General features: G+C 31.0%; 23 protein-coding genes. 7 read left to right on the forward strand and 16 right to left on the reverse strand.

The features are described 5' to 3' along the window. Positions 1-12 precede the first annotated feature (12 nt). The 4 genes from MSM_RS09075 to MSM_RS06115 form a co-directional block, all read right to left on the reverse strand. A complete protein-coding gene (locus MSM_RS09075) occupies positions 13-219 on the reverse strand; it encodes a 4Fe-4S binding protein (protein ID WP_321033095.1) in 207 nt (68 codons plus the stop codon). A 10-nt stretch (positions 220-229) separates the two neighbouring features. Beyond that, the gene (locus tag MSM_RS06105) at positions 230-922 is read right to left on the reverse strand and encodes a TOBE domain-containing protein (protein WP_011954356.1); all 693 of its coding nucleotides are present in this window, start codon (positions 920-922) and stop codon (positions 230-232) included. 330 nt (positions 923-1,252) lie between these two features. Further along, complete coding sequence (locus MSM_RS06110) at positions 1,253-2,809, reverse strand: flippase (protein ID WP_011954357.1); 1,557 nt, start codon at positions 2,807-2,809, stop codon at positions 1,253-1,255. A 91-nt stretch (positions 2,810-2,900) separates the two neighbouring features. Continuing rightward, complete coding sequence (locus MSM_RS06115) at positions 2,901-3,488, reverse strand: flavodoxin family protein (protein ID WP_011954358.1); 588 nt, start codon at positions 3,486-3,488, stop codon at positions 2,901-2,903. A 168-nt stretch (positions 3,489-3,656) separates the two neighbouring features. Here MSM_RS06115 and MSM_RS06120 point away from each other — a divergent pair, with 168 nt between their 5' ends. Together MSM_RS06120 and MSM_RS06125 are read left to right on the forward strand one after the other, a co-directional pair. Next, positions 3,657-5,111, forward strand: a complete 1,455-nt coding sequence (locus tag MSM_RS06120) for an MFS transporter (RefSeq protein ID WP_011954359.1) — start codon at positions 3,657-3,659, stop codon at positions 5,109-5,111. A 38-nt stretch (positions 5,112-5,149) separates the two neighbouring features. After that, complete coding sequence (locus MSM_RS06125) at positions 5,150-5,935, forward strand: coiled-coil domain-containing protein (protein ID WP_004036048.1); 786 nt, start codon at positions 5,150-5,152, stop codon at positions 5,933-5,935. Here the strand turns inward: MSM_RS06125 and MSM_RS06130 are convergent. The 3 genes from MSM_RS06130 to MSM_RS06140 all read right to left on the reverse strand — a co-directional run bounded on the left by MSM_RS06130 (position 5,932) and on the right by MSM_RS06140 (position 9,846). Next, positions 5,932-6,210: a zinc ribbon domain-containing protein gene (locus tag MSM_RS06130; protein ID WP_011954360.1), complete on the reverse strand. Its 279-nt coding sequence runs from the start codon at positions 6,208-6,210 to the stop codon at positions 5,932-5,934. The two genes, MSM_RS06125 and MSM_RS06130, sit on opposite strands and share 4 nt — an antisense overlap. Positions 6,211-6,260: 50 nt before the next feature. Next, complete coding sequence (locus tag MSM_RS06135) at positions 6,261-7,487, reverse strand: bifunctional 5,6,7,8-tetrahydromethanopterin hydro-lyase/3-hexulose-6-phosphate synthase (RefSeq protein WP_011954361.1); 1,227 nt, start codon at positions 7,485-7,487, stop codon at positions 6,261-6,263. 532 nt (positions 7,488-8,019) lie between these two features. Next, positions 8,020-9,846: a threonine--tRNA ligase gene (locus MSM_RS06140; RefSeq protein WP_011954362.1), complete on the reverse strand. Its 1,827-nt coding sequence runs from the start codon at positions 9,844-9,846 to the stop codon at positions 8,020-8,022. A 101-nt stretch (positions 9,847-9,947) separates the two neighbouring features. Between MSM_RS06140 and cfbB the strand changes: the two genes are divergently transcribed. Beyond that, positions 9,948-11,303, forward strand: coding sequence for a Ni-sirohydrochlorin a,c-diamide synthase (cfbB, locus tag MSM_RS06145; RefSeq protein WP_011954363.1), 1,356 nt, complete (start codon positions 9,948-9,950; stop codon positions 11,301-11,303). A 5-nt stretch (positions 11,304-11,308) separates the two neighbouring features. Then, on the forward strand, positions 11,309-12,406 hold the full coding sequence (locus MSM_RS06150; RefSeq protein WP_011954364.1) for an oligosaccharide repeat unit polymerase family protein: 1,098 nt from the start codon (positions 11,309-11,311) through the stop codon (positions 12,404-12,406). Here MSM_RS06150 and MSM_RS06155 read toward each other — a convergent pair. Beyond that, positions 12,387-13,295, reverse strand: a complete 909-nt coding sequence (locus MSM_RS06155) for a restriction endonuclease (protein WP_011954365.1) — start codon at positions 13,293-13,295, stop codon at positions 12,387-12,389. The two genes, MSM_RS06150 and MSM_RS06155, sit on opposite strands and share 20 nt — an antisense overlap. A 122-nt stretch (positions 13,296-13,417) precedes the next feature. Here MSM_RS06155 and surE point away from each other — a divergent pair, with 122 nt between their 5' ends. Further along, positions 13,418-14,194, forward strand: a complete 777-nt coding sequence (gene surE / locus MSM_RS06160; protein WP_011954366.1) for a 5'/3'-nucleotidase SurE — start codon at positions 13,418-13,420, stop codon at positions 14,192-14,194. Position 14,195: 1 nt separating this feature from the next. Here surE and MSM_RS09220 read toward each other — a convergent pair whose 3' ends face one another. Next, entirely contained in the window at positions 14,196-14,339 is a 144-nt protein-coding gene (locus MSM_RS09220; protein WP_004032715.1) for a hypothetical protein, read from the reverse strand. Positions 14,340-14,449: 110 nt separating this feature from the next. On the opposite strand from MSM_RS09220, the gene MSM_RS06165 reads away from it, so the two are divergent. Then, a complete protein-coding gene (locus tag MSM_RS06165) occupies positions 14,450-14,647 on the forward strand; it encodes an LSM domain-containing protein (RefSeq protein WP_004032712.1) in 198 nt (65 codons plus the stop codon). Here the strand turns inward: MSM_RS06165 and MSM_RS06170 are convergent, their stop codons facing one another. The 7 genes from MSM_RS06170 to purD all read right to left on the reverse strand — a co-directional run bounded on the left by MSM_RS06170 (position 14,648) and on the right by purD (position 22,840). Then, positions 14,648-15,652 carry a methanogenesis marker 12 protein gene (locus MSM_RS06170; protein WP_011954367.1) on the reverse strand — a complete coding sequence of 335 codons (1,005 nt, stop codon included), beginning with the start codon at positions 15,650-15,652 and terminating at the stop codon, positions 14,648-14,650. Between the two features lie 65 nt (positions 15,653-15,717). Next, complete coding sequence (ilvC, locus tag MSM_RS06175) at positions 15,718-16,710, reverse strand: ketol-acid reductoisomerase (protein ID WP_004032710.1); 993 nt, start codon at positions 16,708-16,710, stop codon at positions 15,718-15,720. Positions 16,711-17,570: 860 nt separating this feature from the next. Further along, the gene (locus MSM_RS06180) at positions 17,571-18,098 is read right to left on the reverse strand and encodes a beta-class carbonic anhydrase (protein ID WP_011954368.1); all 528 of its coding nucleotides are present in this window, start codon (positions 18,096-18,098) and stop codon (positions 17,571-17,573) included. Beyond that, positions 18,095-18,586: an acetolactate synthase small subunit gene (gene ilvN / locus MSM_RS06185; protein ID WP_004032708.1), complete on the reverse strand. Its 492-nt coding sequence runs from the start codon at positions 18,584-18,586 to the stop codon at positions 18,095-18,097. Before ilvN ends, MSM_RS06180 begins: the two co-directional genes overlap by 4 nt. 9 nt (positions 18,587-18,595) lie before the next feature. Beyond that, positions 18,596-20,287, reverse strand: coding sequence for an acetolactate synthase large subunit (locus MSM_RS06190; protein WP_004036079.1), 1,692 nt, complete (start codon positions 20,285-20,287; stop codon positions 18,596-18,598). Between the two features lie 111 nt (positions 20,288-20,398). Then, the gene (argF, locus tag MSM_RS06195) at positions 20,399-21,304 is read right to left on the reverse strand and encodes an ornithine carbamoyltransferase (protein ID WP_004032705.1); all 906 of its coding nucleotides are present in this window, start codon (positions 21,302-21,304) and stop codon (positions 20,399-20,401) included. Between the two features lie 225 nt (positions 21,305-21,529). Then, positions 21,530-22,840, reverse strand: a complete 1,311-nt coding sequence (purD, locus tag MSM_RS06200; RefSeq protein WP_004032704.1) for a phosphoribosylamine--glycine ligase — start codon at positions 22,838-22,840, stop codon at positions 21,530-21,532. A gap of 84 nt (positions 22,841-22,924) precedes the next feature. Here purD and MSM_RS06205 point away from each other — a divergent pair, with 84 nt between their 5' ends. Then, complete coding sequence (locus tag MSM_RS06205; protein WP_011954369.1) at positions 22,925-24,286, forward strand: MATE family efflux transporter; 1,362 nt, start codon at positions 22,925-22,927, stop codon at positions 24,284-24,286. Positions 24,287-24,442: the final 156 nt, after the last annotated feature.

Consider the following 24,442-nt stretch of genomic DNA (forward strand, 5'->3'; position numbering starts at 1 on the left):
AGAGTAAATTATTCACTCTTCCGGAGCATTACGTATAATTTTAATGCAGTGTTCAGGGCATGCCATCGCACATATAGTACAAACATGACAATATCTTAAATCCAATACATGTGCAACATCATTTATTTTCCATATTTTACCTGCTTTTGGACAAATATCATAACAGGACCCACATCCCGTACATCTGCTTTCATCAACCTCAATTTTTAAAATAAAAATTCCCCCAGAATTATAACTTTAAAGTGGCAACAGACATTGCTTTAAATCCAATATATACTTCTTTACCAATTGTAAGATTTAAATCTTTTTCTGCAGATAAAGTTATGTCAGAATATAAATTAAGTCCACCAACATCTATTTTTACACGAATAACCTCTTTTTCCAGTTTCATTTCAATGATTCTTCCTTTAATAATATTACGAATACTGGAAGTCTGAGGTTCCAGCATGACAAAAATATTATCATAGCTGATTAATGCCAGTAATTTGTCTCCCACTTTATAATTTCTATTTAACGGAGTGTTAATCTCAAATTGTTTCATTTTAACAGTCATGATTCCTTTAGATTCATCAATGTCTAAAACTTCAGATTCAATTTCATTAACATCCTTATGCAATTCCATAATAGCATTAATTTTCTTACATTCTTTTAAAATAGAATAACCTTCATCAGTAAGGGTAGTTCCCCCACCTCCACCTTTTCCACCTTTAGTTGTATTAACAATTTTGACATTAAGTGCTGATTCTATTTTATCAATATAATTCAATGCTGTTCTATAAGAAACCTTAATTGATTTAGCGGATTCAGTCATTGACTCAGTATCTAGGATGCTTTCCAATAATTGATATTTTTTACCATCCAATAAGAAGGAATTCCCATCAACATTGATTTTATATTCAACACCTGCCTTCACATCGGTCATCAATATTCCTCCAAAATATAATGAAGAATATTATGATTTTTATAATTAAATAATGTTTCGATGAAAAAATATTAAAAATAACAGATTATTTAAATAAATACCTGTAAAAAGTTATTGAATAATAACATAGACTTATTCTAAAAAGCAATGCTGATTAATTATCGATATTTTTCTTAATATCTTTAAACACTACCTAAATAAATTAAAAAAATTAAAATAAAAATAAAATAATCATAATAATCAAAATAAAAGTTGTTATATTAATTTTTAGTTATTTTAAGAAATATAAATAAATAAAAAAAGGATTTGAAAAATATAATCGTGCAAATTTTATCTGAATTCGATTTTTTCAACTAAATCCAACATTTTACCCATAACTTTAGACAAAGGTCCGAATTTAGAGGATAATGCTCTTAAACCCACAATATCCTCCTGAGTGAAGAATCTTACAAGTATTAATGCAAAGAAGTACACAATCATACAGACAATAATTCCTACAAACAACCAGGATGTTGTCTTAGGCATAATATATGCAACAACACCCATTATCATTGAAGCAGCAAATATTTTAATTACTGAAACTTTAGGGGCTTTAACCTGAGTTAATTTGAATACCATATAAAGTATAGGCACCATCATTGCAAAACAGGCTATTGAAGTAGCTGCAGCACCGCCTGCAATACCTAAAGTTGGAACCATAACCCAATTTAAAACAGCTGTCAAAATAGCTCCAAATACTAATATGTACATAGGAATTCTCGGATTACCAATACCCTGAACAATACTTGTTGAAATTGAAAATATTGAGTAGAATGTCATACCAATAGACAAAATAGCTAATGCAGATGCACCTGCAACATAAGCCGGATTAGTGAAATAAAGCAATCTTAAAATAGGAGCTGCAAAACAAGCCAATCCTATACACATTGGAACAACGAACAGTAAAGAAAATTTATATGCTTCAGAAACATATTTTTCCAGTGCTACCTTATTTCCCGCCCTGAATGCCTCAGAAGAAGCCGGCAAAATTGTTGTAGCTATTGAAATAGAAATCATTAATGGCAATCTGGATATAGGATCAGCAGCTGCAAAAAATCCGACAGCTTCTAAAGCTAAAAATTTACCCATAACCATAGTACAGATATTGTAAATAAGCATTTCAGCAATAGCTGTAATAATTACAGGAATGGAGAATTTAACTAAAGTAGTAGCCAAATTCAATTCATCTCTCCAGGTAAACTTAAAATCTACACTGGCAGGAGGAATATATTTTGCCATATGATGTCTGAATATATATACTGCAGAAACCGCTGCCGCTGCAAAACCTATTACAGTACCCCACAGTGCACCAGTAACAGAAAATCCAATTAAAACAAATGCAGTTGCAAATAAAATCATTCCTAACTGCTCTACAGCACGAGTATATACAATATACTCCATTTTATATACTCCCTGGAATGCTCCTCTAAAAGCACCGACAATAACACTAAACGGAGTAATAAGACCTACAATCTGCAGGGGAACAAGTGTTTCCGGTTTTCCCAAATAATCGTAAGCAAGCCATGGAGCAACAATGAAAACCATAATTACTCCAAAGAATATTCCCAGAAATACCATGATTTTTAAAGCTACATAAATCGTTTTACGGGCCATGTCATGTTCATTTACAACTTCATATTCTGCAACATACTTAGCTATTGCCGGAGGGAGTCCACCAGCAGACAATGTTTGGAATATTCCCTGAAATGGCAAAGTAGTAGCTAAAATACCCCAACTAGTTGGGCCTAAAAGAGCAGCCATTAAAAAACGGTACAGATACCCTCCAATACGGAAGATAATATTACCTATAAAAATAATAAAGCTACCTCTAACTAACTTATTTGCCATAACATAACCTAATAAAAAAAATTTGATTAAAATAAAAAAACTATACTAATATAAATTAATTTTACTATATAAATATACTCATTGCAATAACTTAATCAATGTATTTTTTTAAAAATTTTTCAAATTCTGTTAATGTTCTGTTTAATGATTCAAAACCATAATCATCTTTTTTTATATCTTCAATAGAATCTCTAGACCAAAAAGAAGCTCCCAAATTAGATCCAAAAGGTCCACCACTTACCGGGATTATTCCATGTATCATGAAATAAGTTATATTTTTTAAATGGGCAAAATCCTGACCTCCTGTTCTGTCTCCACCAACAGCAATACTCATTCCAATTTTTCCTCTTAAAATATTATAATCAACAGCTTCCAGAGCACGTGTTCTGTCCATAATAGCTGACAAGTTACTGCTTATACCTCCGCTTTGAACAGGAGTAGCCAGTATTAGTCCGTCACATTGCTGAAGTTTTTCATATACTTCCAGCATATCATCATGACTAATGCATTTTTTGTGTTCCAAGCAATAATCACAATGCATACAAGGACCAATATCTTTTCCAAAACAACTAAATAGCTCTGTTTCAAATCCATGATTATTTAATTTATCCAATGCTTCCTTCAAAACATGGTATGTTGTATCATTTCTAGGACTCCCACAGATACCAAAAACTTTCATTTAATCAACCTCAATTAAATGTTTATAATTAAATACTTTAAATAGTTTAAACAAATTTAGAAATATTAAATTAAACTGGTGATAATTATTACAAAAGATAAAACAACATGGCTCCCACTTATATTGGTGGCATTGGCTTCATTTATAATAACTTTAGATTCGACTTTTATGAATGTAAGTATTTCACAACTAGTTTTAGACTTAAATACTTCGTTAAGCACAATACAATTAATTATTTGTTTTTATACTTTAATTACTGCCTCATTAATGCTTGTTGGATCTAAATTACAGGATATTGTCGGAAAAAAGAAAATATTTTTAATAGGTGCACTAATTTACGGAATGGGTGCACTAATTGCTTCCATAAGTCAGAATGCAACTACATTATTTATTGGATGGTCCATACTTGAAGGATTGGGCGGTGCATTGATGACCCCCGCTACAATTTCCATAATTAGTGGAACATATAAAGATAACAAACGTACCTTTGCCCTTGCAATCAGCAGTGCAATTGCAGGAATAGCTGCAGCTATCGGACCATTATTTGGAGGAGTTGTAACTACATTTTTAAGCTGGAGATTCGGATTTGTACTTGAACTGTTAATAGTTGTATTCATATTCTTATTCTCATATAAAATTAAAAACTTTAAACCTCACCTTACCATAAGTGATTTTGATATAATTGGAGCTATTTTATGTGTAAGCGGATTGATAAGTCTTGTTTTGGGAATATTATGTTTAAAACACCACCAGTTAACAACATTGATTTTAATTTCATTATCAGTTATTTTACTTGTAACTTTCGGAATATTTGAAAATAAACAAAAGAAAAAAGGAAAAACACCTTTAGTAGATATCAGCTTACTTAAAAATCATAATTTAAAAACAGGAATGGGAATACGTTTGATAACTAATTTATCACTTGCCGGAGCATTATTTGCAGTGTCTGTATTCCTGCAAAGTGTATTGCATTTAAGTGCATTTAAAACCGGATTAACTTTACTTCCATCCACAGTTGGCCTTCTAATAACTTCATTACTTGCTCCGAAATTAGCTATGAAATTTAATCATAAAATTATAATGATTATAGGATTCATATTGGCTATCGGATCAACATTTTTACTTAAATACCAATTTGGATTAAATACACACTTCATAGACATAGCCCCAGGATTAACCGTCTTTGGACTGGGATTAGGATTTGTCATTTCACTTGGTGTGGACATTTCACTTAATACCACTCCTGAAGAAAAACAAAGTACAGCATCAGGACTTATTACAACAAGCCAAACTTTAGGATCATCAATGGGAACTGCCATAATCGGATGTATTCTCATAATTGGAGCGTTTAGCGGATTGCATGATGCAGTAGATACTTATGCTCCCAATTATCTAGATGACAACAATATTACCCACCACAGTGGAAAATATCTTGAAAAATTAGGTCATGTAAACACAACAGAACTGAAACATGAAAACAGCCTAACTGAAAAAATTGTAAATACCATATTAAAAGACGCAATGAAACTTGTGATGGATGTTACGGCAATCCTGCTGACAATTGGATTATGTCTAACCTTAACACTACACGATGAGAAAATTAGAAAAAAATATAATAACTAAGCTACATAATTATAATATTAAATATAGAGGAATAAAATATGAAAACTGGAAAAGGTGTTGTAAAAAAATATTCTAGAGAATACAATAGAACTCTTAAAAATGGTGAAAAGAAAAAATACACAACAAAACAGATACAAATCACAATACCTAAACATGATGATATATACGAAGATAAAGAAGAAGTTTTAATTATTCCTCAAAGTGAAATTGAAGAGTTTAAGAACTTGGAAGATAAAGTTAGTGCACTTGAAATAGCCAATTATATCTACACCAATGAAATAGAAACCACCCCAAAAGTAAATGTCGAAGCATTTGAAAATGAGATTAATCAGCTTAAACAAGAAAAAGATCAATTATTATCTACTCTTGAAAATGAATCTTCAAAATTAGAAACTTTAAAAGACAAGCATTCTAAATTAATTGAAGAAAACGAAAACATCAAAACCAAATTCGTGAATATCAAACAGGAAACTGAAAACATCAAAACCAAATTCACAAGCATAAAAGACGAAAACAAAAACCTCAAGGACAAATGTTCATACATAAAAGATGAAAACAAAAGCATTAAAGATAGCTACGAAAGAATAAGCAATAAATACACTAGCTTAAAACAGGACACACTTAATACTAAAACCAGCTATGCAAATATTTTTGAAAGTAATCAAAACCTAGAAAAAGAACTTAAAAGTATGTATGATGAATACAACGAATTAGTTGATAAATATAATGAATTAGAAGAAGAAAATTACTTCCTCAAATCAAATAAAAGTCATGATGAATATATAGCTAATAGAATTAAAGAATTTATTTTAAAAACAGACTAAAATTCATCATCCCAGAACTCTTCTGGACACCATCTTTTTAAACCTGGTATAAATCCAACAGTAATACCTGTAGCTTGGTTTTCAGGCAATCTAGGATTTTTTTCCATCATTTCCTTTGTTTTTCTTGTAATCATTTCTTCAAGAGTTATATCAGGTTCTGTAAATTCCCCATTTTGAAAACAATCTTTACAATATTCATCATTTAAACTACCATCTGCGTTAGTACCATAATCTGCTTTTACAATTGGCCTGCCGCAAGAATTACAAAATCCCATATTATAATCTCCTTTTTTAAAAAAAAATAGAATAAATTAAATCAAAAGATTTAATTTACTTGTTCGTCTTCATCAAGTGCAAGTCTCATACTATCTGGATCTTGTGGGAAATGTGCTAAGAAGTCTTCAGCAGCTCTTCTTACATCTCTAGAACCAATAATGTATCTACCTGCAATAATAATATCTGCACCTTTTGAAGTAGCTTCCTCTACTTTATTAGGAGTAATTCCTCCAGCTACTGCAACTAAACCGTCACCAATGAGTTTTTTAATGGATTTAATATTACCCCATTCAGTCATTTCACTGGTATCTTCACCTTTTTCAGCTTTGTAAGTTTCTAAATCCACATTTCTGTGTAATAAAACTATATCCGGTTTTAAGTCATCTGGAAGAGCAGATAATTTTTCTTCAAAGTCAGCCACATTCATCATATCAAGGATTGAATAAATACCTTGTTTTTGAGTTTCATGAATAGCTTTCTTAATAGATTCGATAGTTCCAAGACCAGAAATAGCTACTGCATCTGCTGTTTCATCTGCAGCCATTTTTATTTCTACTCTACCAACATCTAAAGTTTTTAGGTCAGCTATAATGAATGCACTTGGACGTAATTCCCTAATTTTTCCAACAACACCGACACCGAATTTTTTAACAAGTGGAGTTCCCGCTTCAATAAGAACTCTTTCTTTATCAGGCAAATCGTTGATGATTCTTTCCATAGCGTCTAAGTTGTCTAAATCAAGTGCAACTTGTAAATATGGTGGGGACCAAAGTTTTTGTACTCTGAAGCCCATAATTGGGTGAGTTCCACGATCTTTTTCTGCAAGTACTTTGTCAATAGATGGGTAACCTTCCATAGCCCTTCTAATAGCTAATTTAGTTGCTCCATAGTTGTATTGATATATTTTCCTATAATTTTTTGCAGCAGGGTCAATAAATACACTTACATTAATTACGATGTCCTCAACGATGTCTTTTGGAATGTATCCTTCTTCTACTGCATCAGCTACTGCCCTACCAACAGCAGTTTGTGCAGGTCCAAATACTTTAGCAGCATCGTCTAAATCTCCAACAGTAACTTTAGGAATGATTAAAGTTGCTGGTTTAGTCATTAAATTTGGTCTAATTACAGTGGTTAATGGAGTGTGGCCCACAGATAAATTTGATAATCCGTTTGCAAAAGCTTGACCTACAGGTCCTTCTTTTTCACCGATTATTAAATCAATATGAGCTAACTCGTTTCCATCACCAATAAGAGCTTCTCCTATATTGTACATTAAATAGTTCCTCCGTATATTATATACAATATATAATTATATTTTTTTAATTAAATAAAGCTAACTACTAAAAAACAAGTTACTGATAATATTGCTCTAAAAGTGTAAATTTTGATTTAAAATACAATAATGCCCTAAAAACATGAAATTAAAGCTTAAAAAAAGATAAAAAATATATATAAGTCCTTACAAAGTATAATCTGGAATATGTAACTAAAACATATTTCAAAATTATTGAAAGGTTAGTCATGAATGTCTTATCAAACCTCCATATATTCAATAAACACATCACCTTGAATAAATAGATATGTGGATTTATCCCCCCACATATCTATAATTCTCATAAAAATATGTTTGATTTATCCAACACTTATTTTACACTAAAAGAAGTTAAATTCATGAGAGAAAAAATAGTTATAATTTTTTTATCCAATACCGAAGATTATGAAAATTAATAATCAGACACATCCATAACTAAAAAAAAGTTTATTTTTCAAAAAAAGAAAGATTGGAAACCTTCAAAAAAGAAGGTTTATTGGAAATTAATTCTTGTTGAGATATCTTTTGGTAAAGGTAATCCTCTGTAAGGCATTCCTTTGGTTTTGTCAAGAATCTCTTTAATTAATTCATCCACAGTCATGTCAACCTTTTCACCAGTTTCACGAACTGTTACGGAGAACACACCAGATTCTTTTTCATTGTCTCCAACAACAAATATGTAAGGAATCCATTCAGTAGCAGCATTCCTTATTTTTTTACCAACACTTTCATCCCTGTCATCTACATCAACACGAATATTTTCAGCATTGATTTTATCATATAATTCATTAGCAAAGTCTTTGTGATCTTCACCAACAGTTATAATCCTTACTTCAATAGGACTTAACCAGGTAGGTAACATTGGAGCTTTTTCATCTAATTCAATAGCTGTTTTTTCAAGTAAACTGCAGATAACCCTTTCTATACTTCCAGTTGGACTGCAGTGAAGAATAGTTGGATAATGTTCTTTTCCATCTTCTCCAAGATATGTAATATCAAATCTTTTACCACTTTCAACATCTATTTGAACAGTCGGATTTTCAATTGGTCTTCCTAAGTAGTCAATAGCTGCAAAGTCTATTTTACAAGACCAGTAATGTTTTCTTTCAGGTAAAATTTCAAGTAAAACTGGTTTACCTATTTTTTTACCGATGCTATACATCCAATCTTTATTTTCATCATAGAAATCTTTAGTAGCTCTGAAAATTATTTCATAATTAACATCCAAATCTACACCTGTCTGAATACACATATCAGTTTGTTTTGAGAATTCTTCTAAGGTACTGTTCATATCAGCACAGAAACTATGGAAATCCGGCATAGTAAATGCTCTTAATCTTTTAAGACCTACAACTTCTCCTTTTTTCTCAAAACGGAAACTGTAAGTGGATAATTCATAGAGTTTTGCAGGTAAATTTTTCCAGGTAATAAATGGATCAGCCATTACTCTAAATGCACCAAAACAGCATGCAAATCTAAGCATTAAGTTTTTCTTGGTGTCTGTTCTGTATTGTCTTTCTCCAAATTTAGCTGCATGAACATTAATAGCTTCGTTGTCCAAATCATAGAAAATTGGAGTTTCAATAGGCATTGCTCCTTGGTCTACAACTAAATTATAAACATAATCAGCAAGTAAATCGCGAACTAAACGTCCTTTTGGGAACCATTTGAGGTTTCCTACATCAGATGCACTTTCATAGTCACATAACTCTTTTTCCCTCATTAATTTAACATGAGGTGGTTCTCCTGCATCAGATGCGCCGGTACCAAGTTCATAGCTAACAAGTTTTTCCAACTGATCATTTTCAAATTTGAAATCATCAATATCGATAATTTTATCTCCATCCAGAATAGACCATGAAGAAGGTTTTTTCTCTACTTCCTCTTCCTCTTCCTCTTCAGCAGTAATGGTTCTTGAAAGTTCACTTAATGGGTGTCCTTTACAGGAAATTTCAAATGCCTTATACCATCCGAAAGGTACTCTTTTAACATTTAATCCTTCAGCATCTAAAGCTTCTTCAGCATCTTTTAATACTTGAACAGCTACTTTTGGAGAGCTTAAAGAAGAAGATAAGTGAGCATATGGATATAAAACTATATTTTCTGCTTTAACTTGGTCATTAGTTTTAATAACTTCTTTAACTAAATTTTTAACAATCCCTTGTGGGTTATTTTCGTCGTCTTTTTCAACAGCTGTAAATACAACTAAAGATTCGTCAAATGCTCCTTGTTTTTTAGCATCTTCGATTTCTTCAGCTACAGGTGTTTTATTTTTTACATTGTAATTTAAATAATCAGAATGAATAAGTAGTATTCTCATTTAACCACCATAAATATATTAATTTAAATTATATTGATTATATTATTTAAAACATGTTATGCGATAAATAATTATACAACAACAATCCATAAAATAATATTATGAGAATTATATTAGCAGGAACTGGTAGTGCAGTTGGAAAAACAACAATAGCTACTGGAATTATGAAAGCATTAAGCGAAGAATATAATGTCCAACCATTTAAAGTAGGGCCAGACTATATTGATCCAACTTACCACACATTAGCTACCGGAAATACCTCAAGAAATCTTGATTCATTTTTTATGAAAGAGGGACAGGTAAGAGATGCATTTTTAAAAGCCATGGAAAAAAAAGACATTGCAATTATTGAAGGCGTCCGTGGCCTTTATGAGGGTATTGACTCTATAAATGATATTGGAAGTACAGCATCAATAGCTAAATCTTTAAATGCTCCTGTTATTTTAATTATTAATTCTAGAAGTTTAGTAAAAAGTGCTGCTGCTTTAGTTTTAGGATTTAAAGCATTAGACCCTGAAATTAATATTGCTGGAGTCATACTAAATAAAGTAAAAAACAATGCCCATTACTTAAAGACTAAAAAATCCATTGAAGAAATTACTGATGTTGAAGTAATCGGAGGAATTATCCGTGATGACTCAATATCCATTGAGCAAAGACATTTGGGATTAGTTCCTGCAGTTGAAAGAGAAAATTCCCTGTCTTTTATTGAACTTTGGTCAAATATAATAAAAGAATCTATTGATTTAGACAGATTGGTTGAAATAGCTAAAGAGGCTCCAAAATTAACTTCACCAAGAGAAGATATCTGGAATAAACTGAATAAACAGAAGGTTAAAATTGGAGTGGCATATGATGAAGTATTTAATTTTTATTATAAGGAAAATATTGAATCTCTGGAAGCCAATAGCTGCAAAGTGGAATATTTCTCACCTCTAAAAGATGAATCCCTTCCAGATGTAGACGGATTATATATTGGCGGAGGATATCCTGAATTATTTTCTAAAGAATTATCCCAAAACACAGTCCTGCTAAAACAGATAAAACAATTCCATATGGAAAACAGACCTATTTTTGCTGAATGTGGAGGTTTAATGTATCTTATGAATTCTATTCATGAAGACAAACAAGTTGGAGTTTATCCATATAATTCAATTTTAACTGATAAAGTTCAGGCCTTAAAATATACAATAGCCGAAGTTAAGAAAGACAATATAATCTCTAAAAAAGGTGAAAAATTCAATGGACATGAATTCCATTACTCAAAAGTTCTAGTAGACAATTCCAATATAAAACATGATTTAGCTTTTAATATTTTAAGAGGAAAAGGTTCATATAATAATCAAGACGGATTTATGGAAAAAAACACACTTGCAAGCTATGTACATACACATGTAGCAGCTATGCCTAATTTCGGAGGGAATTTAGCTATTTCTGCAAGAGAAGTTGGAGGATAATTTTTATGAACTTTAAAAACTTTGACTTTTTTTCACCATATATTGTAGCAATTGCAATAATGGTTTTTTTATCAATGGGATATATCGGATCATTTAATTACAGATTCGAGTATCCTTTAAGTGCAGAAACAATCGGAACAGTTTTACTTGCAACACTGGTATTTTTAATTGGAGCAGGAATTATAAAATCTCAAGTTACAATATATGAAAATGAATCTTCTCCAATATATATAAAAATAAACAACTTTTTTAACCAAAAAATATTAATTACACTTGTTTTAATAGCGATTATACTTCAATCAATAAATATGATTCTTATTGGAGGAATTCCACTTTTCAACAGCGTACTGAAATCAAATGCAACTACAAACATCTGGAGAATAGCTTATCCATTATTTTTAATTATGATAAATCTTTTAATAGCCAAATATTATAAAAAAAGATATCTGATTTTGGTTTTAATTGGAGCTTTAATATTTGGATTAAATGGATATAGAACATCAGTACTTGGAATTTTAGCCAGTATATTTATTACAATGTATTATATCAATAAAATAAATAGAAAAATAGGAATTTTATTTGTGGGATTGATCATAATCGGTTTACTGGCTATCGGATATATTGCATCACAGTCCATTTCAGGCCAGCACTGGATGTTGAATCCTCTTGAGCTAATATTTTACAGAGCAGGATTTACCCTTGAAGTATTTCAAAGAATCTTAAACTTGGGAGGCACTACTCATGGCCATATTTTATCTATGATTTTTTCAAGTGGCAGCCCAAGAACTTTTATTGGACTGTATGTCCTTACAGACAATGTTTGTATAACTTCCACCATGTTTGGACCGGCATATCTTGATTTTGGATTAACTGGTGTTTTAATACAAATGTTTTTCATGGGGATATTCTTAAAAGTCCTCAATATAGTTGGAAAATATAAAAAAGAAGTTGGAATAGGAATCTATTCCATAATTTTAACACATACCTTAATCTGGATTGAAACAGGACCTACAGATATTATGATATGGTTCCTGTATTTATTGGGATTTATTGTGATTGTTTTAAATTATAAAAATATTAAATTTAAACAAAAATTAATATAATCAATATAATTAATGAAACAAAGAATATAACGGTTCCTCTAATAATGAAATACCTGTTTCTTTCTGAAAAGAAATAAGTTAATCCATAAGACATTACTAATGCAACAAGCATTTCAACTAAACCGCCAATTCCACCACCAGCTTTTAAAACATTGCCTAAAAGATAGGATAATGCATAAGAGACAATTACAACTAAAAGTATAACTGCTATAGGGTTAGCTAAAAGTCTGGATAATGTTTCACTAATATTAAAACTCATTTTTGGTTTAGAATCATAATAATAAGAATTTACAGGAGCCAAACTTGCTCTTTGTTGAGACCTATTATGACCTTCAAATTTAGACAGCAATCCATGAGAACGATGAGAGTTATCATAAGCATGCAAAGAATTTGAGCTGTTATAAATAAATTCTTTTTCATCCTGTTTTCTCATTAAATAATCCATATCATCAGAATCATATGAATAATCATAATAATCTTCATTAGCTACTTCCTCTTCTTTTCCGACATCCAAAGTTGATTGAGTTTCTGTTTTATCCTGATATTTTTTAGCCAGTTCAACTAAATCATCCCTATCAACAAGCTTGATATTTTTTCTAAGAGCATAATTAGTAGCCTGATTTGTAAAACTAGATGATGCAATAATAGCTACTTTAGAAGCTTTTAAACTTTCAGCTACACGTTCCATATCTCTTAATACATCAACGCCAACTTCAAAATTTTTATCATAGTTTTTACATGCTACAACTACTCCAAAATCCCCGATTGTTGTAGGCAAAATTGCATAAATATCTATAACCCTTTGTGAAGTTTTAAAATTCTTATAAACTTTAAAACCTGAATCCTCCATCACTTTAGCTATAAAATTAATCAATTGTGGTTTTTCCAATTTTCCACCCGTAAGTGTTTATTTCAAAAAAAATCTATTAATATAATTTATACATGAAATTGTTATTAAAGTTTATCATATCAGCATAAATTATTTTAAGTACCAAAATATTATTAAAATATATGAAAGCATTAATAAGTAACGATGACGGAGTAAATGCAACAGGAATACTAGCTGCCAAAAATGCAATTGAAGATTTATGTGAAGTTTGTGTAGTGGCCCCTGAAACCCAACAAAGTGGAATTGGACATGCAATAACTCTTTATGACCCTTTAAGAATAAATCCAACAACTTTAAGAGATAAAAGCCAAGCTTATGGAGTAACTGGAACACCAACTGATGCAGTTACCTTCGGATTATTTGAAATTATGGGAGAAAAACCGGATATAATGATTTCTGGAATAAACACCGGTTTCAATATTGGAAAAGCTGAATTAACAACTTCCGGAACAATAGGTGCTGCACTTGAAGCTGCAAGTTTTGGAATTCCTTCAATAGCTATTTCTCAGGAAGTTACAAGAGATTATATTAAATTTGAAAATGGAACCGTAGATATTGATTTTAGTTTTGCAGGTAAAATGCTTAGAAAACTTGTAAAAATAGTATTTAAAAAAGGATTGCCTGATGGCATTGACTTATTAAATGTAAATATACCTGAAAATCCAGTAGATGAAGAATTTGAAGTTGCAAAACTTGGAAACAGAATGTACACTCCAATAATTCAAAGAAGATTGGATCCACGTGGAAAACCTTATTATTGGATTGGAGGAGACCCTTACAATTCAGACTGTGAAGGTACAGATGGCCATTGCCTTAAAAAACTAAATAAAGCAACCATAACCCCACTTACAATTGATTTAACCGGAGAAATGGATTTAATAAAAGAATGGTTAAAATAGCTTAAAGTTTTAAATCTTTAAGTATTTTATCTCTTTCTTCACGAAGTTCATTTAAAATTTTCTCGTCATTACACCCTTCTTTTTGCAATCTAGCTAAAGTTTGTGTAATTGCTTCTAAATTTTGTTCTAATAAATTAATTGCCATAATCTATTTTATGTAAACATTAAGTATATGAACTTTATTAACAAACAACTGCATAAGTTATATAAAGCTAAAAAATTAATATTATAATATAAAAATCAAGGTTTGATTTAATGAACAACAATGATGAAATTAATAAATTATTTTTACAATTTAAAGGTAAAAATGTTAGTGTAGATCTTAGAGACGATAATCGCAGTGAAGGCAAAGTAATAGCTGTTGATAATTACTTAAATCTAGTCCTTGAAACTGAAAACGGATTAGAAACTATAAAAGGTGGAAATGTAGTTTTAGTTAGTTTAAAAGACTAGCTAATAATCTACTAAAATCCCCAAAATCTCCTTTTTACCATTATAAACATCTCTAGCTATTTGTGCTGCGCCAATAGCTCCGGATTCTTTAGAAATAATTTTTAAAGAATACTTGTTTTTAAAGTACTTGTTAATCTCATTTTCAAAATTAAAAGGTTTGGTTGCACTGCCTACAGAACCTGTTAAAACAATACCTTCAATTTCATTTTCACAAACAACATCCAAACCTGCAATTTCCATAGCTACAGTCATTATTAAAGTATCAATAGCCAATTTAGCTTTTTCATCCCCGGATTCATAATTATCCAATAATTGATCTTTCATATTAGCTACTTTACCGTCAATATCAGCTATTTTTATAGCACCTGCATGTGAAAAACGATTATTTGCTGAAAAATCTTCCTCATCAATTTGTCTTATCATTTCCAGATCAATTGGTCCATGGACAATACCCATAGCACCTAAACAAGCATCCATAGCTCCTTTAATTTTACCGTTTTCAATTAAAATATCCACACTATTGGAGCTAATATCTGCTACAATCATATTTTTCCAGCCAGTTTCTAAAAATGCATTATAACATATGCTAACTTTTTCAGGACTGGCCTGATGAGAGTAAGCTGCTCTGAATAATTTATCCAATGAATCAGAATCCTTATGAAGACCAGGTATCATAACAGCCGGAATATTTGAGTCCTCTATTTCACTAAAAACAAATGTTCCTCCGCCGGTGACCTTTCCGGCTCCATTAATAGATAGAATTCCCCTATTTTTTACCTGAGTAATGTTTTGAATCTTATTTATCCCATCACCCATTGCATAAGTAACTGCCATCAAATCAATAGAGTTTAAATCAACTCTTTTAGATAATTCCTCAATAGCCGATACTTTGCCCTGTTTACTTTCTTCTCTTCCAATTTTAAAAACATCTATAACTTCACCATCATCAGACATAATACAAAAAGAGATTCCAGTAGTTCCATGATCCATTCCTATAAAAACCATAATAATTGCATCCAAAAAAATAATTATAAAAAAAAGAGAAAAAAGAGAAATAATGATTAAATTATTTAATCATCTTTTTGTAATCCACAAGCTTTTCTGAGTCTTTCTCCAACAACTTCAATAGTTTCTTGGTCTTCAGCAGCCCTCATTTCTTTTAAGTTTGCTGCATCAGTTGCATTTTCATCAGCAAATTGTTTTTTGAAAGTACCATCTTGAATTTCAGATAAAACTTTTTTCATACCTTTTTTAGTTTCTTCAGTTATGACATAGTCCCTTCTGGTTAATCCACCATATTCTGCAGTATTACTTACATCTTTCCACATTCCGCCGAAACCATGTTCATAAATATCATCAACAATAAGTTTTACTTCGTGACAGGTTTCAAAGTAAGCAATTTCAGGTTGGTAACCAGCTTCTACTAAAGTTTGGAAACCAGCATTAATTAATGCAGTAAGTCCACCACATAAAACAGCTTGTTCACCAAATAAATCAGTTTCAGTTTCTTCTTTAAAAGTAGTTTCAATTACACCAGCTTTAGTGAAACCACAAGCTTTTGCCATACCTAATGCAAGTTGTAATGCATCTCCAGTAGCGTCTTGTTCAATAGCTACTAATCCAGGAATTCCAAAACCGTCTAAGTAAGTAGTTCTTACTCTAGAACCTGGTCCTTTAGGAGCAAACATTACAATATTAACATCTTCATCAGGTTTGATTAATCCAAAGTGAATGTTATATCCGTGAGAGAAGGAAATGGTATTTCCAGCTTCAACATAAGGTGCAATTTGTTCATTGTAAACTTTTTCTTGGATTTCATCAGGAAGTAAAATATGGATGATATCTGCTTCTTTAGCTGCATCAGAGAAGGTTTTTACAGTCATACCATCTTCTTTAGCTAAATTCCAAGAATTACCATTTTCTCTAAGTCCAACAATAACATTGACACCACTGTCAGCCATGTTTCTAGATTGTGCTCTACCTTGGCTTCCATAACCCATTACAGCTACGGTTTTACCTTCAAGAGCATCAGTATTTACATCTGATTCGTAATACATTTTCATTTTAACTTCTCCTATATAATTGATAAATGTGAGATATTTAAAGTACTTCAAATATCAAGTAGTATATATTATTTTTTCTACTTATAAAAGTAACTAATGTTAAGAAAAATTATTATTTTATACAAAACTTATTGATTTAACATCAATATTTCTCAATCAGGTTAATTTTAAATTATAAGAACAATATCTCAATTAAAAGTAATTTTAACTGGTTAAAATACGTTTAAATTTATATAAGTTAAAATACAACTATATTTTAAAAATATAGACTGAACTCCATCTAGATGAGGACAATTAAATATGAATAATAAAATTATATCATATACCTCCTACTAAATAAGAAGGAGGAATCCATCTTGAATTATGAGTATTTTTCTATAATTCCAATAATTATATGTTTTTTCATAATTATGATTCTTGAAAAAATATTATAATAACTATTATAGAATAAGAGAATTATTTTTGGCTTTTTATCTTTGCTGAAACCCTTATTTAGCACAGTCTAATCATTTTTTCCAAGTTAATTCTCAAAATAAATCAAATTCAAAAACATTACCATTACGATTTATAAAAAAATAATAAATTATTAAAATAAGATTAAAATTATAAAAATGTTGTTAGATTATAAGTTCATACCTATAATCCCCTTAATAACAACATTGTCTAGATAAGACTATTTTCTCATACTTGAATTATAAGAAAGTATAAGCAAACCCCTTTGGCTTTGCTTATTAATTAGTAGCCAATAATATATATAATTTCTGTTTAAACAAAAGAAAAATTGATAATACCTTAAAAAATTGCTTTAGATGTGAAATATTTAATTAAAATACCTAAAAATAGAAAAAAGTAGACGATAATTATCTATCATCTACTACAACATCTAATTTACCTGTAACAATGTCCATCATAAGACCATGAATTGGTACATCTGGAATAAGAGGATGATTTCTAATTTTTTCAACTGTGTCTATAACATTTTCCTCTTCATCTTCAAATCCGCCAATCCAAGATTTTAAATCAACTTTGTCAATTTCTTCTTGAGGGATTCCCCTCTCAATCATAGCATTTCTTAATTTATCAGGGTCAGAACCTGCCATTCCACATTCGGTGTGGCCAATAACCAAAACTTCTTCAGCACCAAGTGAGAAAATTGCAGCAGCTATTGAACGAATAGCATCTTCACCTACAATTGTATTTCCTGCATTTTTGATTATCTTAGCATCACCCCTTCCAATACCAAGCGCTGGTTCTAAAAATCCAGTTAATCTACAATCCATACAAGTTAAGATAGCTAACTTTTTTTGGGGATGGTGGGATAATTCCTCACCTACAAATTCATCTACAAATTTCTTATTATTCTCCAAAATTTCATTAAGGATCATCATGAACGAAATCCACGGGACATTGCAGTAAGACCAGTACGTGAAATCTTTTTAATACCATATCCTTTTAAAAGGGATAGGAATGCATCTATCTTTTCAATGTCACCTGTAATTTCAATAATTAAAGCTTCTTCACAAACATCTACAATTTTAGCTCTAAAGATGTTTACATACTGCATTATTTCTGCTCTAGCTTTTTCATTTGGAATATTAACTTTAACTAGACATAACTCTCTTTTAACAGCATTTTCAGTGATATCTTTTATTTTAATAACATCTACAAGCTTATTCAGTTGTTTTGTAACTTGCTCCAATAATTTTTGATCTGCTTTAACAGTGATAATCATACGGGCCAATCCTTCAACTTCAGATTCTCCAACTGTAATACTATCAATGTTAAAACCTCTTCTTGTAAATAGGCCAGCAACTTTTTGCAATACTCCCGGCTTATCTTCAACTAATGCATTTATAACATGATATTCTAAAGCCATTTAACTCACCTATACATCTTTTTCAAGTTTATATTCACCAATCATTTCATCAATAGCTGCACCTGGCGGCACCATCGGTAAAGTTTCATCTTTATCAATTATAACATCAAGCAAAATAGGTTCATTATCCTTAATAGCTGATTTTAATGCCTCTTTAGTTTCTCCAGGTTTTGTAATTCTGGTTGCATTAACTCCAAAACTTTCAGCTAATTTAACAAAATCAGGACTTGTTCCTAATTTAGTTTCAGAATATCTTCCATTATATAATAAGTTTTGCCATTGATAAACCATTCCAAGAGTTCTATTTTCTAAAACAACTGCAATAACAGGAATATCATAATCTTTAATAGTAGCTAACTCCTGACAAACCATTAAAAATCCTCCGTCACCATTAATGGATACAACAGGATCTTCAGGACATGCTACTTTAGCTCCAATAGCTGCAGGCAATCCGAATCCCATAGTTCCCAAACCCCCGGAAGATATGAATTTACGTGGCTTTTGAGTATCATAGAAATGAGCCGCCCACATTTGATTTTGACCTACATCAGTTGTTAAAATAGAATCAGGAGTTAAAACTTCACTGATTTCTCGGATAACACTTTGTGGTTTTAATGGAATATCATCATAAGTAACTCTAGGGAAACATTCTTTTTTACGTTCTATAAGAAGTTTAACCCATTTTTTTGCATCTTCGTTACTTTCATAATCTTTTAAAACATTATTTAATGAAGATAAAACATTTTTAGCATCCCCTACAATAGGCAAATCAACATCTACATTTTTACCTATTTCAGCAGGATCAATGTCTATATGGATAATTTTAGAATTAGGTGCAAAACTGTCTAATCTTCCTGTTGCCCTGTCTGAAAATCTTATACCTACAGCTATAATCAAGTCACTTTCATTTATTGAATCATTAGCTACTTTTCTTCCATGCATTCCAAGCATGCCCAATGCCATATCATCTGTTTCATCAATAGCTCCTTTACCAAGTAATGATGTCATGACCGGAGCATTAATTAAGTAAGATAATTCTTTCAACTCCTGTGAAGCATTAGCTAATATAACTCCTGCACCTGCAAGGATAATCGGTTTTTTAGATTCCCTTATTAAATCACGGGCTTTTCTAACTTGTTTAATGTTTCCTTTTAAAGTTGGATTATAACCTGGTGTTGAAATTAATGAATCATCAAAAGAATCCAATTCTCCTTCCTGAATTTCTTTTGGAACATCAATTAAAACCGGACCCGGCCTTCCACTTTCAGCTATTTCAAAGCTTGTTTTAACAATGGAAGGTATTAAATTAGGATCTTTTGGCTGGAAACTGTGTTTAGTAATAGGCATAGTAATTCCTATAATATCAGCTTCTTGAAAAGCGTCATTACCTATTAAATGTGTTGGTACTTGACCAGTAATAGCTATGATTGGAGAAGAATCCATATAAGCAGTAGCAATACCGGTTACAAGATTAGTTGCACCAGGGCCAGAAGTAGCCAAACACACACCCACTTTACCAGAAGCTCTTGCAAATCCATCTGCTGCATGAGCTGCACACTGTTCATGTCTAACCAATATATGATCCATGTCTGCATCATATAACATGTCATAAAACGGTATGGTTTGTCCTCCAGGATAACCAAAGATTGTATTTACCCCCATTCTTTTTAGGGATTCAATTATTGCTTCTCCGCCTCTCATTATAAAAACCTTAATTTTTTTTATTTAATGATTAAAGTTTATTAATGAAAATATATAAAAGTATCTTAGTTTTTTAAGAAAAAATAATGAAAATTAAAATTTGAAAAAAAGTTATTTTAAAAAGTGATAAAGAACTGCTTTTTGTGCATGAAGTCTGTTTTCAGCTTCATCAAAGACCACTGATTGAGGACCATCAATAACTTCACCACTAACTTCCTGACCACGAATAGCCGGTAAGCAATGCATAAAAATAGCCCCATCATTAGCTAAACTCATTAAATTAGAATTAACTTGATAAGGTGCAAAATCTTTTTGTCTTTGTTCTGCTTCTTTTTCATCACCCATACTTACCCAAACATCAGTATAGACTACATCCACATTATCAAGAGCGACTTTTAAATCAGAACTAATAGTAATTTCCTTGTTATGTTCTTCTGCTAATTTTTTAGCCATATTAACAATGTCTTCGTTAGGTTCATAACCTTCAGGGCATGCTACAGACATGTCCATTCCAACAAGAGGTGCCATTAAAAGCAAAGAATTACATACATTGTTTCCATCACCAACAAAACAAAGTTTTTTGCCTTCCAATTTACCCAAATGTTCCTGAATAGTTAACATATCAGCTAAAGCTTGGCAAGGGTGTTCCAAGTTAGTTAAACCACTGATAACCGGAACATCAGAATATTTAGCTAATTCCACAACATCATCATGTTCAATAGCACGTATCATTATTCCATCTACAAAACGACTTAAAACTTTTGCAGTATCCGGAATAGGTTCTCCTCTACCCATTTGTAATTCTGAAGAGGATAAAAACAATGCCTGACCACCTAACTGATACATACCTACATCAAAAGATACCCTAGTCCTTGTAGATGATTTTTGAAATATCATAGCTAATGATTTACCTGCTAAAGGTTTTTCTTCCATTTTTCCTTCTTTGAAATTTTTAGCTAATTCTAAAATATCCAGTACTTCATCTTTGATGTCACAAACAGACAATAAATTGCTCATAGTTTAACCCTTCTTTAATCTTAACAAAATAAAATATATATAATTATTATATATTAAAGTTTTCTATACCATTTAATATAACAAACAGAAATAAAAGCATATTATAAAGCTAAAATGATTTTTAAGGTTTAATCCTGAAAAATAAAGCTAAAGTTTTAAAAAAAGGATTAAAAAAGAATTTAAAAATCTTTTTTACCTATTTTTTAAAAATAATAATCCTAAAATTTAATTTAAGATTTCTTTCATGTGTTCTACTCTTTTATTAACAAGGTCAGTAGTTCCCACATCACTTCTGTGATATACATTACCTTTTATACAAGCACATGCTTTTTCAGCTATTTTTTCAGCTTCTTCAATACTGTCTCCACTAGCTACAATACCTAATGCTCTAGAACCTGAAAGGTGAATTTCGTCATCTTCAAGACCTACTGCTGCATAGAATACTTTAGCTCCTAAATCTTCAATAGTTTTTTCATCCACTTCAATAGTTTCGCCTGCATGAGAAGTTTCAGGATATCCGTCAGGAACTATATATTTACATACGCTAGCTTTGTCATTGAATTCCACTTTATCTAAATTACCGTCAACAATAGCCTGACATACATCAGCTAATGGAGTTTTAAGTAATGGTAAAACATTCATAGCTTCAGGATCTCCAAATCTTGCATTATATTCTATTAATTTAGGCCCATCTGCAGTTAACATAAATTGACCATAAAGAATACCTTTATATGGTTCTGCTTCTTTTGCAATAGCTTTCAATGTAGCTTCCATTATTTTTACTGCTTCATCATAATCATCCTGAGATAAAAATGGTAATAATCCTCCTTTATCAGAGTAAGAACCCATTCCACCAGTAATTGCACCTACATCTCCTTCAAAAGCATGAGGATGATCCTGTGCTGCAGGCATTGGTGCAAGGTGAGTTCCATCACAAAAAGCCTGAATAGTAAATTCTTCACCAATTAACCTTTCTTCAATAATAACCTGAGTAAAACCACCCATTGCATTATCAATTACTTCTTTGGAATATTCTTTAGCTTCCTGATTATCTTTTAAGTGGTCGCCTACGATTTTAACTCCTTTTCCACCAGTTAAACCTACAGGTTTTACTACAACATCCCTGTCAAAGTCATCTAAAAATGCACTAACATCATCATAATTGTCAAATACTTTGTAAACAAGAGATCCCTCAATATCATAATCTTCAAATAATTTTCTCATGAAAGATTTGTCAGTTTCTATTCTGGCTGCACTTTGAGACGGTCCGACACAGCTAATTCCATTTTTTTCAAGTTCATCAACAATTCCTTTACCTAAAGGAGCTTCAGGACCAATAAATGCTATGTCAATATTGTTATCAACAGCAAACTTGGCTACTTTTTCTATTTCCCCTTCATCACCCTGTGCAAATTCAGCTATTTTTGAAATACCAGGATTTACTTTGCTCATATAACAATATAACTCAACATCATCTTTAAGTGCATCTGCTATTGCATGTTCACGAGCACCAGTTCCAACTACTAAGACCTTCATAATAATTCACCAATTTCTTAATATATTATAGATTTATATAAATTGACATTAAAATATATTACCTATATTTTAAGGGGAAATCGAATGGAACTAAACAATAATATGAAAGATATTACTGGCGACCCTAAAAAAGCTGTTAAAAAACTGGCTTATCCCATTATAATAAGTATGCTTCTTATAATGAGCAATAATCTTATAGATAGTATTTGGGTTGCTGGATTAGGTCCCAGACCACTAGCTGCAATCGGTTTTGTAACTCCATTATTTCTTATTTTAGCAGGAATTGGAACAGGTATTGGTGCAGGTGTAAATTCATTAATTTCCCGATATGTCGGAAGCAAAAATCAGTTAAAAGCAAACGAAGCAGCTATCCAGTCAATAGTTTTAGGTATTATTGTTTCCATAATAGTTACAGTTATTTTTGTAGTAATTCTAGAACCGACACTTTATATCATGGGTGCGAAGGAAGTATTTAACTATGCAATTGATTACGGAAGACCATTATTTATATTTTCAATAGTTACAATACTTCCGGTAGCTTATGCAGGAATATTCAGAGCTGAAGGAGATATTAAAAGAGCAACCCTTCCAATGTGTATTTCAGCTATTCTAAACATGATTTTAGACCCTATTTTTATTTATACTTTAAATTTAGGAATAACTGGTGCGGCGATAGCTACATTAATTAGTATTTTTATTGAACTGCTGATAATTCTTTATTGGATGTTTATTAAAAAAGACACATACTTCAAATATACATTTAAAAACTTTAAAATCAATTGGGGGATGTATAAAGAAATTTTAAATGTAGGAATTCCCGCAGGGCTTGAAGAACTTCTAATGGCAGTTGTTGCAATTGCAGTTAATTTAATCTTTGAAATAGTTGGAGGAACATCGGCTGTAGCTACCTATACAATTGTAATGAGATTAATAAGCATTGCAATAATGCCTACTATAGGAATTGCAACTTCAACCATTACAGTTGTTGGAATAGCTTACGGAGCACGTAATTTTAAAAATATCAAAATAGCTACAAGATATTCAATTAAATTAGGACTTATATTTTCAATTGTAACTTCACTGATATTTATTGTATTTTCCAACCAAATTGCATTTCTCTTTTCATATTCGGCAAACAGCAGTTCACTTGCTCCAACAATCAGCTACATCTTAAATTTTGTATGGCTATTTATAATTCCAGTAGCTTTCGGTGCAACAGCGAGTTATGCATTCCAGGGAATGGGTAAGGGAATAACAAGTTTTCTTTTAACAATGCAAAGAGAAGCTATTTTAGTGATTATATTTACATTCATACTTGGAATCAGCTTATCATTAGGAGTTCGTGGTGTTTATTACGGATTAATTATCGGTAATGCTATCGGGTCTGCTGTAGGGCTTTTATGTATTGAAATATTTATTAAACGGCTCTTTCAAAAATTTGTATGATTTTTTTAATTTTTTAAATTAATTAATCCACCAATGCTCTTTTTATCAAGTTTATTTTTATCAAAATAGTTTTTAAATCGTTTATTTATTCTTTGTTTAACATGAAATTTACAAAAAAATGGGGTTTAACTTATAATTTTTATCATATTTTAGAAT

This window comes from Methanobrevibacter smithii ATCC 35061, from assembly GCF_000016525.1.
In the GTDB taxonomy this organism is placed as follows: Archaea; Methanobacteriota; Methanobacteria; order Methanobacteriales; family Methanobacteriaceae; genus Methanocatella; species Methanocatella smithii.